Raw genomic sequence first — 13649 nt, forward strand, 5'->3', positions numbered from 1 at the left:
AATGAAGTGCTTTACGTCTTTTAGCGCTTTTTTAGCACGTAGACAGATATTTTGACCCAAGTTATTCTATTGTCATGAGACAAGTCTTATCAAAACTAAATCATTCTTTTAGTAGTGTTTATAGTGCTATCACTTTAGTAATCATTTTTGTCCTTTATTTGGTCATAGGTGCGGTTGTCGATTATTTATATGGCCCGAAGATTTCAAATTCCCTAATTTTTAATGGCCCATTTTTTATCTTCTTACTTTCACTTGTAACATTATCATTAGTCGTAAGTTTTCTTAAAAAGTTTCCAATAAGAACTAGGTTACTAGGTATTCATTTAACACATATTGGTTTAATTACTATTTGTGTCTCGACGATAGTCTCAACTTTCACATCAGTTAAGGGTCATATAGAACTCTTAGAGAAGTCGGAAGTTAAAACTGCTATGCTCGATCAGTATCAAGCTCAATTAAGAGAGCGATCTAGCGGAAAAACTTTATATATTGATCTAAATTTTTCAGTAAGACCTCAAGGCCTTAATCTCGATTTTGGTCCGGTTTATCTAATTTCATACCTACCTTATAGCGAAAAATTTCACGCAAATTTTAAAAGTACAGGAGATAATAGTGCTGTCGTTTTGAAGGAGTCTCGCTACCTTTCGGGAGTTAATAGTGAGTTGATTTATCTTTCTTCAAGTCGTCTTGATCATCCAACTAGTATAAAGGATGGTAATTTGGAGATTGTTCTCTTTAATCAATCAATGCTCAATTGCTTGGAAAATTTATCAAATGTGAACCCTGCTTGTTCAGTGTACACAAGAAGAAAGTCAATATCATTGCTCAAAAAAGAATACTGTTTAACTAATAAATATGCTCTTAAAGAAGATGGTTTTTATTCTTTAGGTAATGAATGTAAAATGCAAAAAGTTAAGTTAGAAGTTGTTGGTGATAGTTATAAGTACCGCTTAAATAACTTTCTAGAGGATACTGGCCTAAAACTAGAATATCGCTATAGCAGTAATTTTAAAAAGCATGATAGTGACATTCTTAAGTTTTATGAGAAGGGAAATACTCAAAAAATTTATCAAATGAAATTAGGTGAAACGAGAGAGATTATTGATAGTGAAGGAAGATTCTATGATCTTAAATTTCATAATAAGGAATTTAAACTTCCTTTTGATATTCGTTTAGACAAAATCTCAAAACAAAATAATGAAAGTAGTTATGAACTTTCAATTTCAGATCAAAAATACATTTTAAACTCGAAGAATTCAAAAGCTAATATAAGTGGCTGGTTAATTTCTCTAGATCCACTAAGCCCACATACACCCAAGAAGGTTAAGTTAAATGTCTCTTTTGATCCAACTCGTATTTTTAAAGTTATGGGGCTTGTCATCTTCGGTTTTTCCCTTGTGGTACTAGGTTTTCAACGACGAATTAGCTAAATATCCGAAATTACCAACAAAATTCCAGAGATAATGTAAAGTTAAGAGAGTTTATACATTTTCACTTTTAACTTTACCTTTCTTAAACTGACCTGAGTAGTCTCATTGGCTATAAGTTTCTCAAGAAAAAACATTATTTTTTAACAATTGAAAAACAGAGGGGAAACTTATGAAACACCTACTTTTAATTTTATGTGCAGTATTTTCTTTATCATCTTTTGCAAAGCTTCAATCATCAAGCATCGAAATAGATCGTTATGACACAGAGGAGCAAGCCAAGAAAGCATGTCTTGACGCAGAAGTTGAGTATGATGAAATCAAAGATATCAAAGTTGAAGGTATTGAATTTGAATTTATCACTAGAAAAAGTGGTAGCCATCACATTTGTGAAATCAGAACAACTCTTGATAGTTACGAGCAAGTACTATCTAAGAAGCAAATTAAACAGAAAATCACTAATAACTACGATAAGTCATATACTGAGTGTATGAAAATGAGAAACAGAATCATCAATACAACTATCGGATATGTTTTTGGAGATGTTGATTTCTACAAAAAAGGTATGTTCGGTGGCGGAAAATACGTATGTGAATTCAACTTTATTGTTGTGGAATAATCAAGAATTCTTAGGGGTTTGCTGATTGTTCTAGCATAATTGGGGGCTTTGTGAGGAGGCCCCCCTTTACTTATTTCATGCTCATTTAAATTCGATAGATTTTGTTCTATAAAGCAAAAATGAAAATAATCTTAGCTATTTATATAATCTTAGTTTCAAATGTATTCGCTCTTAACCTGAGTGAGAAAATTACTGTATCAGGGATCTCCTCAGGAGGCTTCTTTGCTCATCAGTTTCACATTGCCAATAGCAACCTAGTAGAAGGTGCAGCTATATTTGCAGCAGGCCCTTATTACTGCGCAAAGGGCTCTGTGGCCTTGGCGACAAATACATGTATGAAGGGAAATGGTGCCTGGGGCAGTGCTTATCAGTCGTATGTATTTGCCAGTGGATTGGCCATGATGGGCCTTATTGATCCTACGACAAATTTAAAGGATGATAAGGTTTATATTTTCTCTGGGCAAAACGATAAAACAGTCGTTTCTAGCGTAAGTGAAGAACTTAGAGACTTGTATGCTTTCTTTGGTGTTAAAAATCTCGAGTACGAGGGTACATTAGCAGCTGGCCATACTTATCCTACTGAAAATAAAGGAGTTGAGTGTGAGCTTTCAGAAGTTCCTTATATTGGAAATTGTAATTACAATGGTGCTTTGAAGTCGCTTAGTGCGCTCTATCCTGAAAAGAAGCAAAGGCGTTTTACTTTCAAAGGAAAAACAGTTGAAGTTGATCAGGCCAAGCACTTTACAGCTTTTGATGTTGGAGCATTCACGCCACTATTACAAGACAAGGCATATCTCTATATTCCTTCGCGTTGTAAAGGTGACAGAAAGTGTGACCTGCATGTAGCTTTTCATGGCTGTAAGCAAACTGTAGATCATATTGGCATGAGTTATATTAATGATACTGGAATAAAAGAAGCTGCTGATAAGCTTGATGTTGTTGTTCTTTTTCCTCAAGCAAAGAAATCAGTAATTCCTGGAAGAAATCCACACGGTTGTTGGGACTGGTGGGGACATTCAGGAGCAAATTATCACCTGAAAGATGGCCAACAAATGCGTATAATCAAGGCCATGGTCTTAGATATTTTACAAAAACCTTAAGTGTTTATTGAAACACTATATTTTTATGGTAAACAAACAGTATTGTGAGATATTTTGCTAAGTTAATATTTATTTTGATAACTATTTCGACTCCTGTAATAGCAGGCGAAGTCGTTGTCGATTTCTATGAATATTCAACTTATTCCAACGATCACATTGTTGACCAGGTCTATGAAGTAAGGTCTCAACTTGCTGCTACAACCAGAGGTAGCTTCTTTAACAAAGAATGCTTTAAAGAATATTATTCTAACTATCCAGATACCCCGACTACAGTTTCTTATCTACTTAAAGAGAATATCGCTTTTCCTATGATTGGTAAGAAGCGCTTAAACTTGGGGGACTTGCGCAAAACCTATTACAACGCAAAAAGCGAGCTTCTATATCGTCTTGATAAGAAATGTAAAACAAGTGATTATCTCCTCGTACTCCTAAAGGGAAAGACATTAAAGGGACATTTATTCCAATCTGATTTTTATATTGAATTCGATAAAGAAAAAATGTTTCTCATCTCTGGCCTTGAGAAAATCGAGCTCAAAGAAGATACACCTAATCAAGCAAGACTTACGCCGTCAACTCTACTTAAGGATGACTGGAAAAGTGTATGGCGTGAATTAGAGTTTAAAGAAAGCGGTTACGAAACAAATTTCTAAATTGGCCCATCCCTTGCAACTTATTACCTTGAATACTTAATTTGTTAAAGAATTTAGCACTTTAGAGGACTATGCCTGTTTCATTTTTGGACAGCTGGCCTATAGGTGTACAATTTTTAAAGGTAATGACTTATGAAAAAAACACTATCACTACTTGCATTCTTCTTGCTAAATTCTATGGCCCATGGAGCGATCTCAATTGCTGATCAGGCAATGGATAGTGTTGAGTACCAAGAGATTCGCCTGCATGAATATGGTGATCGTGCAGACCTAAGTCTTCGCTCACAAGGTGAATCAAAAGTTGAAGGAAAACTTTTTGCTGAAACTAAGGCAAAACTGGCGGCAACGAAACAAGCAAAGGCCAATGCTACTTTCAGTATAAAAAGAATTTGTGATAATAATGAAAAAATAGATTTTAGTAATTCAGACTGTTATATCGCAGGTGAAATGGCCTATTGTTCTGTTGATGCAGATGTTGAGTGTATAGGTGTCAATAAGAAGGAACTTATTATTCAAAAAGTAAAGGCCGGACTACTTGATGCTTCGCCTGCTTGTGTGGATTACTTAAAAGAAGACTTTAATATTGATGATAAAGTCGTTGAATATTGTAATCAAATTTCTTCAAAGCAACAGTTTACTTGTGTTAGCTACTCAACAAGTTATTCGTCTTTTAAGGTTGCTAGTATTGCTGCCTGTTCTGCTTATGAATCAAATGATGAAGAGGGGGCCAATTACGGATTATCTGTTCTTAGAAACTATGTTGGAAAAGGTGAGCTTGATATGAAATATCCTGCACCAACAGTTTCAGCTGTTCTTCTTACTGCTGCAATTAATACGAAAGAAGAGAAAAATTGTGTTGAGAATTACTTAAAAACAGGCACACTTAAAATAGATGAAGTTGAAAAATCTTGTATTAAAGACTCTCTTGTTGAACTAGATGCAAGAGAATATGAGGCACTTGGATTTGTTACTTCTCCAAGAACAGTTGAATACGGCCTAAAGAAGCCTGTTGCTGATACTGCAAGAGGAATCTTTGATCGAATTGGCGATATTTTAGGACTATAAAAGAAGGTTAATATGAGTACAATTCCAAGCTTAAAAACATTACCTGTAATCGGCAGTATTGGAGAGTTAGACTTCAAAAAGTGTCTATTTGATCAGCTTAATGAGAAAAGCAAGGTGCTTGGAGATTCATATCGTTTTAAAATTTTTCATAAAGATATTGTGGTAATCGGAAATTATGATCTCTATAAAGAAGTAATTGTTAAAAAAAGAAATACTTTTTTAAAAGGAAGTACCCTTAATGAGATTAAACACATCAATAAAGGGAGGCCCTCAATTCTTGATGCCGATGGGAAAACGTGGCAGGATTTAAGAGGGGAGTTAGTCCATTTCTTTACACCTAAGGTATTAGAAAACCTATATGATATTACAAGCAAGCGACTTGAAAAGTCACTTCCACTATTTGATGATCATTCAATTGTTGATGATGTTGAAGTATTGATGGGGAAAATTGCTTTGGCCATCACAAGTGAGTTCTTTATTGAACATAATTTTCAAATTAATAAAGAGGAAATTACAAATTCAAATGCAGATAGCGATAGTTTCTATTACTTTCAAAAATTTCTTATTGCTGAACTTACTAAGCGAATGAACTATGGCCCAATGTGGAAATACTTACCAACGCTTAGCAACCTACGATTTTCTAAATTTATTAAGGAAGGAAAACAATTTGTTCGTGAAAAAGTTGAGAAAGGAACAACTAGTTATACATTAATTACTCACTTAAAAAATCAAGGCCTAGATACTGAAGCAATTATCGGTCAAATATATGGCCTAGTAGGAGCTTCTTTTGAATCAACAGCGGTCTCTTTAACATGGGCCCTTTACTTTCTAGCTCAAAATCAAGAATTACAAAATGAATTATATCAAGAGTTAGCTACACTAGATCTTAACGATTCAAATTCAATAATTAAAAATGAATTCTTGGAAAATTATGTTGCAGAAACCCTTCGCTTAAGGCCGGCCTTCCCTATCTTGTTTAGAGAAGCAGCAGAAGATGAAGAGTTAACAAGCGAAGATATTACATTCAAAGTTAAGAAGGGGACAATCGTCTTTTCACTTCTGGGTAAAATCCTCAATAATCAAGAAATTTGGGGTGAAGATCACGATAAATTTAATCCAAAGCGTTTTAATCATTTAACAAGTGAGCAGAAGAAAGCATATATTCCTTACTCAACAGGAACACGTACTTGTCTAGGGCGTGAAATGGCAAGTATTGAAGTAAAGCTCATTCTTGCCCATATATTAAGAAGTTATCATATCAGGCCAGCATGTGATTTAGCGCAAGTAAAACCAAAGCAAAAATTTGTTTTCAGTAGTGATCGTGAAATTTCTTTAGAATTTATACGTCGATAAATCCAATTTATGTTAAAATTTAGGAATGAGATTTATTATAGTCCTTTCCTTATTTTTTAATACTTATGCAGCTCAAAAATTACGCCATAAGAAAATTGATATCAATAAAGATGGTAAGATCGATCGCATCGAAATAAGTCTTGGAAAGAAAATTGTTGAAATTCAAGAAGATCGAAATGGCGATGGAAAATTTGAGTTTATCACGAAGTTCAACCTAAAAGAGATATACAAACAAACATTACAAGATACCAACGGTGATGGGAAAATTGATCGTAGGGTTAGTTATCGAAAACTAAATGATTCTCAATTTCAGGCAACAATTGAGGTTGATAAGGATTTTGATGGCGTCTTTGAAATAAATTATAAAAACACCCAAAGCTTAATTCAGAAACAAGAATGCCATTTACCACAATCGAAGTCTGTAATTGGCGAGCTATCTGCTCTTGTTAATAAAGTCAGTGCAAGCTTTGATGATGGATTCCTACCTACTGATTTTGGTTATCGCATTGAAAATGCTTGTCTTTCTAAATGGGGACAGGATTTTCCAAATTTCTTAAAGAGCTCTATTCATGACGGTATTGCATGCTTAAAGGAGCTAGGAAAAGATATTAAAAATCCCGTGGGTTCAACTCGCATTGCATATGATTTAGAACAACTTCTTAGTAAAAATGAAGTTACTGTAATGTGTACAGATCGTGCCGATGACATGAAGTACTGGGAAGGAACTCTGGCCTATGCTTCTGTTTCAGAAAAAACACAGGACGCATATGGTGGGAAAGTTAAACACCCTTATATGGCCATCAATCCTGGTCAACCCACATCTCTAGAGTTTACTCCTGAAGGTGATGCAGAAAGAAATGAACTTAGAAAAACTCTCTTCCATGAGCAACTTCATAACCTAGGCTATTCTCATGGCGAGGGATTTGAGTTTTCTTACGCTTGTGAGGACTGTTGCTTGTCTTATAATAGTGACGATGAAAAGGCACGAGTTGAAGCTGCTTGTCGAGTATGTAAGGGAGATTATAATAATGAAGGTGACGTTCGTTATGTAAGAGATTTCTTAGATTATTCAAAACATGCTTACCTATCAAGTAATGGAATGCGTGCCACAATAAACTATATAAAGGAAAATCCAGGAAGCATTGAAGCACAAGCGCTTCTTGCTCGTGCTCAAGGTGAATATTTTAATCCGATAGGATTGCACTTATCGACTTTAATTGTCTCTGATTGGGGGCCAAAAATGTATGATAATGAAATGGCCAATGAACTGATTGATAAAATTGAAGCAGAGAGTTCTGCTGATTATGCGGCCTACCCTTCAGCTCGAATTGTTGCTTCAGTATTTCATGAAGCCTATATTAAGCAAGACCCTGTAAAAACCTTAGAGCTACTTAAAAATAATATATCTGCGATAAAGGATAATTTAAATAAGAGAATGAAAGATACTGATATGTATAACGACTATTATGCATCTAGTGTTAAAGATTCGTTAAGTATTGTGATTGATGATCTCTACTTAAATGATCACCTCGGTCTCGGGACAGGACACACTCTTGAGCTACAGGAAATACGAAATAGCTTAAAAGAGGATGATTTTTACTAATGTCACAAAAGAAAGTTCTGGTAATTTTAATACTAATATTTGTCACGACAATTATCGCGGCCATTGGCTTTGGAAAGTATAAAGAATATGTTGATTCTCAATTACTTGATAAGAGTCTCTTTGATGGATATGCACAAAGGCCAATTGCTGATCTTAATAAGGCCATATCAACATTACAAATTTCTGCTGAAGCTAAGAAAACGATGACTGATTCACTTCATAAGGTTGTTGCCGCAATTGAGAACCTATACACTAGCGATGATGAGCAAAGTAATATCATGTCAGTCAAGATTTTACGCTGTTTCTATAGAGAGTTAATGTACACGCAAAAAGAATTTCAGTTAGATATTTACAAACTTATGCCGTTAAAGAAATCTTGGGATGAAATTCAATATCCAAAAAATACCTCAAAGACTTTCTTACAAAAGAAGATTGGAAAAATTGGTGTTGCGGCAAAGATCAATAATCAGTTTTGTTTTGAACAAGGCCTAGCTTCTAAGCAACGAGCGGAACCTAGTAGGAATACCGATAGCTTTAAGGGCCTATTTCATAAGTTAAATATTCTTAAAAAAGTACTTTGATGGTTGTTTAAATACACTTATGCCCGATGAGCTTCTTATGATTAAGTATCTCACTCTCCTTATATTTATAATTTGCTTTATCTTAGTCTCGGCTTTCTCTTGTTCTAGTAATAAGAAAGATGATGAGCGAAAGCCTAGTTCAGAGGAACTAAGTGATTATGAACGCCTCGATCAGAATTGGCGTGATAGGGGAATTGAGGCCCGAGATAACCTTGGTATGATTGAAAATCGTTTTGGCCAACAAGATATGTGTATCAAGGATTTTGAGCGAGCTTTTTATTACTTTGCAATACCTGAGCATGCCTATGTGCTAAAGGCCAAGCAATCTTCTGGTATGGTTTATACATTTAATATCTTACACGGTAGTGAGCTTAGAGATGACCCATCTTTTTTAAAAATGACTATGGTTAATTTCTACTATGACACTAAAGGTGCGCTGATAAAGGTGGATGTACCAATTCTTGCTAGAGGTTGGCGTATGCAAATGTCTTCTAAAACACCTAATGGTTTCATGATAGATAATTCGAAATGCTATTACTTTATTAATATAAATGATCCTTTTGAGTCAGGAGTACTTTCAGTTACGACAGAGGGTAAGGACATTTAATAATATACGCAGTTAGAAAATTAAGATTTTTTAAATATTTTGATTGTTACCTGTGGGCTAGCATCGTTTCATGAAATTTCTTATTGTATTTATTTGTTTCAATTTTAGTTCATATGCCTTGGAAGTTGATAGCTTCACACATCGCGATAAGGCCCTTGTTAAGGATGATGCTTTAGATGAAGTTAATAAGTACGTTAATGGAAAAATTAGATCGGCGGTTGCTGAAGCAAATCATGCGGATGAGATATTTGGACAATCATGTAGCGAATATACAATACGTCGAAAAGTAAAAAAGAAATTAGTTGCAAGTTTTAAAGGTTTCTTTGTCAGCGCTCCACTTCAACGCTATATCGACAAGGGAAGAATTGGAAAAGAATATCTGGTAAAGACAAAAAAGAGTGAGTCCATCTTTCGCTATATTCCACTTATCTATAAACCAATTTTGAATCTAACACCTTACTCTCCATTACTAAAAGTAAATGATGCTCTAGTTGGAAGTGACAAATTTAGCCATCTATTTAATGTCGGCTACCTCTATTATCGAAAGTTAGAACATGGCCTATCAATTAAAGAGATAATTCACTATGGTAAGAATGCAGAAAATATCATGTGGGGAGGATTCTTTAATGGCATTGTTTCAAATGGTGATCTTGTCGCTAACTTTCAAGGGATGCGCTTTTATCAGAAACTCTTTGGTAAAGGAATTGATCCTCTTACTAATGAAGACCTCACTGGAACCGGTGTGATAAAATGTATAGACGGGAAATTTAAAGCAACTCGTGATATCGATATGGCCGATTTTGTTGATGAAGGAATGGATGAAGGGATAAATTGTAATTCCTATACATCGAAATTTATGCGTAAAAATATCAAGAAGGCCATGGACCAAATACCCATGTCTTGTCCAGTTGCAGTTGATCGCTGCTTAGCTATGGGAGAAAAGTATGCGGCCTTTAGTAAGTATCTTATTTATGGTGAGTGTCGCTAAAATCATGAACTTATCTAGTTTTTCTATTGTTTCCCTAAATATAAAATATTTTTAATAATTATTGTTGTTTCACCGATAAGTAGTAGTAATTACAGAGAGGTGACGGTTTGAAACTCAGAGTTTACATAGTTATTATTGTATTTATATCATGTTTTGGGTTTAGCTCATTTGCTAGATATGCCATAAAAAAAGATTTAAGTTATCAGATCCTTGATAGTCACTCAGATTACAATATTAAAAGCTCAGGTCATCAAAAAGAGAAACATACTCTTGTTTATGAGATCTTAAATACTCATGGGATCGAAAATTTTAAAATATTTAAACTTCCATATAATAAACTAAGTGTAAATCTTGATGTTCATTCTATTACTGTTACGAACAAGGGCAAAGAGGTTTCAGTAGACCTCTCTAAGGCACAAAGAACACCTGCATCACAATCAAATGATGGCCTAAATTCTAATTTCTACTATGCTATTCCTATTCCTAATCTTCAGGTGAATTCAAAGCTAAAGGTTGTTTATACAAAACAAACAAAAATTCCTCGTAACTTTTTCGATAATGTATTTACCTATGGAATGAATATATTAGAACAAAACTCAGTTGTTGAAATAAGCTCACAGGTTCCCATTCACATTAAAGAAAATGATCCTTCAGACTCTGTATTAGTTGAAACGACTGAATTAGACGGGATCTACAAAGTAAAGATTGTTCAGTTGAAACCATTACTTACAGTTCCAGTTAACGAGTATGGTGCAATTATGGAATATAAGGATGTTCATTGGGTGGTCTTAAGCTCTATTGATAATTGGTCTAAGTATTCTCAAATTTATTATAAAAAGTATGAGGATCGTTTAAAAGATGAGTTACCAAAAAATCTAAAATTAATAAAGGATAACGCAAGTAAGATTAATGGACTGGAAAAACAAGTTGATTATATTCTTGCCGAAATTGCTAAGAAATTCAATTACATTGGTGATTGGCGTGCTATTGGGAGTGGATATGTACCACGATCACTCAAAGATATCGCTTCTTCTGGCTACGGTGACTGTAAAGACTTCTCAATTAGTGTCATTAAAATATTACGAGAATTAGGTTACGAAGCACATACAGCTTTTGTAAAGCGTGGTGCCAGCGGTCACAGTGAATATATAGACATGACTCTTCCAAGAAGTAGTGCATTTAACCATGCAATAGTTCACATAAAGCATAAAGGTCAATCTTATTGGGTTGATCCAACTAACCCTAGCTCTTTCGGCCTATCTATTCGTGATGATATCGCAGACAGAAAAGCACTAGTTCTTTGGGACAAAAAAGATGTTATTCACAGTATTCCTGAGATTAATGGCAAGGATAATCTTATTAGTATTGATAAGAACTACGACCTTTTTGATGACCTAAACTTTGCTGTAAATGGAAAAGTTAAGTTTACTGGTTCAAATAAACTTCTACTTAGTGAGATAAAAAAACAAGGTGGAGACACTTTGGTGAATAAATTTCTTGTCGGTATTATGCGTGATATCGATACAGTAAATGAGATTGATTTTAAAGGCCTAGATGTCGATAAGTATAGTTTCAATAAAGATGTAGAAGCAAGTTTTTCATATAAAGATGTGTTAACTGATAGTGATAAGGATGGTGTCCCTATTAGCACTAAGGAAGCGAAGCCACTGACGACATTATCTAAGGCATTTTGGAGTAAGCATAGTTTTGCACGGTATCTTGGGCCAAAAATTTCATTTGAAAGAAATATTACAATAAATAATGCAAAACTCGGAGAATTCAACAAGTCTAACTGTTTAATTAGATCGAAATGGATCGATTACGAAAGCAAGATTAATTATAAAAACAATACTCTTAGTCTTTTTGAAAGTTATACAGTTAAAAAAAATGTGATCAGCAGAGCTGATATTAAAAGTGAAGAACACAATAAGCTCAATACTGAAATAGATAATTGCTTCTTTGGAGATATTGCCAAGTTTACATCAATGAATAGAGAAATTAAAAAAAGTGATCTCGTTGAAGTTGCAAAAATGAATGTCGATGAACGTTTAAAATACGTTAAAAGTAAAATAGCTGAAAAAGATGGTGGTGGGTTTAAGGAATTAGAATTGTTAATGGGTATTATAAATGATGATCCAAATAATAAGGAGGCCTTTTATCATGCAGCTAAAATAAATGAATCATTTTCTGTTGTTCGAGGGCCAGCTGATGTAGCAAAAATTAGATATGCCGACGCCCTTATTAGCAAGGCCATTAAGATTGATCCTGATTATACTGATGCAATTGTTGAGAAGATTTGGTTAACACATCGTTTAACACCAAAAGCAGATATGATACCTGTTGCTAAACAGATGATTGAAAAGTATCCGAAAGATAGGAATAAGTTCTATGCACTCATCGGAAAGATTTATAAGGATAAGAAGGATTATCAGAAGTCGATTGACTACTTCGAAAAGAGCATTGTCGATGAAGTTCGATATGAAAAGCTTTATAAAGCCTATAGTGATATTGGTATTAATTACGTTTACTTGAAAAAGTTTGAACTTGCTAGAGAGAAGCTTAAACAATGTTTAAGCCTAAGACCCAACTACCAGAGATGCGCTATAAGTATGAAGTATAGCTATGCTGATGAAAAGGACTTTGAAAATGCTATAAAGTGGGGAAAGAAGGCCTATGAGATAAAACAGAACGGATATGGAGTTGATGCGTATACTTATGCTCACATTGACTATGGAGCGCATCTAAGAAGAGAGAAGAAGTATGAATTGGCAATTACTCAGTACAAAAAAAGCTTGAAAATTAGGCAAACTGGTAAAGCATACCTTGGTCTGATCAAGTCATTAAATAAACTTAAAAGATATAATGAGGCATATGAGAATTTAAACCTCGCTTTCAAGAACCCTGAATATACTTACTATGTAAATGCTTTTAATAAACAGATGGTAGATACTTTAATAGCTCTAAAGAAGGATAAGGAGTTATTAGAGTTTTCACAAGAGATGAATCCAGAAGAGAATGATCCTGTTTATCAAACATATTTGATGGCCACTGCTGCTCATTACTTCGCTAAAAATAATCAAAAAGAAGAAATCTCGGTTTTCTACAAAAAAATGAAAATGCTCTTTAAAGTTAAGGAAGTTAAGGAGGATTACGAGTCAGTAAACTTTATTCTAAGTGTTGTTTATAACTATGCCTTCATGAGCTTTGATAAAGCCGCAATTCAATATGGAAATAATGTACTAGGTACACTATCAAAGTTATCAAAATCTGATGCACAAAAAAGTCTTACACAACAATATCGTGATCGATTTGCTATGTTTACTCCAGAACGTATAGAGCAAGAAAAGCAAAGACGAAATATCGCATCAGTTCTCGGTGATGGTGATAATCAAAATCTAAATTTGGTAATAAATATTATTTTACATTACAAAAAAGAATTTTCTTTGATTTGCGTTTTACTTTTAATTCTAGTGTTACATAAAAGACACAAAAGGATCATGGCCGAAAAAGAAAGGCGTAGAAAAAGAAGGAAGAAAAAAAGAAAAGCACTAACTAAATCGACTAAAGACAAGATTGCATCGTAACAATAGTGTCTATTGCTATAATTTTAATGTCGCTTAAAAATATTTACCGTGACAAATTTTGATCCCAAAAAC

Annotated in this window: 11 protein-coding genes; all 11 read left to right on the forward strand. The window is 34.1% G+C overall.

Going from position 1 to position 13649, the window contains the following annotated elements; translation table 11 throughout:
- The first annotated feature begins 74 nt into the window (after positions 1 to 74).
- The gene (locus ACMAWV_RS08675) at positions 75 to 1430 is read left to right on the forward strand and encodes a hypothetical protein (RefSeq protein ID WP_412475821.1); all 1356 of its coding nucleotides are present in this window, start codon (positions 75 to 77) and stop codon (positions 1428 to 1430) included.
- Positions 1431 to 1599: 169 nt separating this feature from the next.
- A complete protein-coding gene (locus tag ACMAWV_RS08680) occupies positions 1600 to 2046 on the forward strand; it encodes a hypothetical protein (RefSeq protein ID WP_103217249.1) in 447 nt (148 codons plus the stop codon).
- 119 nt (positions 2047 to 2165) lie between these two features.
- The gene (locus ACMAWV_RS08685; protein ID WP_412462624.1) at positions 2166 to 3146 is read left to right on the forward strand and encodes a PHB depolymerase family esterase; all 981 of its coding nucleotides are present in this window, start codon (positions 2166 to 2168) and stop codon (positions 3144 to 3146) included.
- A 74-nt stretch (positions 3147 to 3220) separates the two neighbouring features.
- Positions 3221 to 3796 (forward strand): hypothetical protein, encoded by a 576-nt coding sequence (locus tag ACMAWV_RS08690; protein WP_412469565.1) that lies wholly within the window; start codon positions 3221 to 3223, stop codon positions 3794 to 3796.
- Between the two features lie 132 nt (positions 3797 to 3928).
- Entirely contained in the window at positions 3929 to 4861 is a 933-nt protein-coding gene (locus tag ACMAWV_RS08695) for a hypothetical protein (RefSeq protein WP_412469564.1), read from the forward strand.
- A gap of 12 nt (positions 4862 to 4873) precedes the next feature.
- Positions 4874 to 6214 carry a cytochrome P450 gene (locus ACMAWV_RS08700; RefSeq protein WP_412469563.1) on the forward strand — a complete coding sequence of 447 codons (1341 nt, stop codon included), beginning with the start codon at positions 4874 to 4876 and terminating at the stop codon, positions 6212 to 6214.
- Between the two features lie 25 nt (positions 6215 to 6239).
- On the forward strand, positions 6240 to 7817 hold the full coding sequence (locus ACMAWV_RS08705) for a hypothetical protein (protein ID WP_412469562.1): 1578 nt from the start codon (positions 6240 to 6242) through the stop codon (positions 7815 to 7817).
- On the forward strand, positions 7817 to 8398 hold the full coding sequence (locus tag ACMAWV_RS08710) for a hypothetical protein (protein ID WP_412469561.1): 582 nt from the start codon (positions 7817 to 7819) through the stop codon (positions 8396 to 8398). Before ACMAWV_RS08705 ends, ACMAWV_RS08710 begins: the two co-directional genes overlap by 1 nt.
- Before the next feature lie 37 nt (positions 8399 to 8435).
- Positions 8436 to 9005 (forward strand): hypothetical protein, encoded by a 570-nt coding sequence (locus tag ACMAWV_RS08715; RefSeq protein WP_103217242.1) that lies wholly within the window; start codon positions 8436 to 8438, stop codon positions 9003 to 9005.
- Between the two features lie 70 nt (positions 9006 to 9075).
- Positions 9076 to 9993 (forward strand): hypothetical protein, encoded by a 918-nt coding sequence (locus ACMAWV_RS08720; RefSeq protein WP_412469560.1) that lies wholly within the window; start codon positions 9076 to 9078, stop codon positions 9991 to 9993.
- 107 nt (positions 9994 to 10100) lie between these two features.
- Entirely contained in the window at positions 10101 to 13577 is a 3477-nt protein-coding gene (locus ACMAWV_RS08725; protein ID WP_412469559.1) for a DUF3857 domain-containing protein, read from the forward strand.
- The last annotated feature ends 72 nt before the right edge of the window (positions 13578 to 13649 follow it).

Origin of the sequence: Halobacteriovorax sp. RT-1-1, from assembly GCF_047085455.1 — a bacterium.
Lineage (GTDB): Bacteria > Bdellovibrionota > Bacteriovoracia > Bacteriovoracales > Bacteriovoracaceae > Halobacteriovorax_A.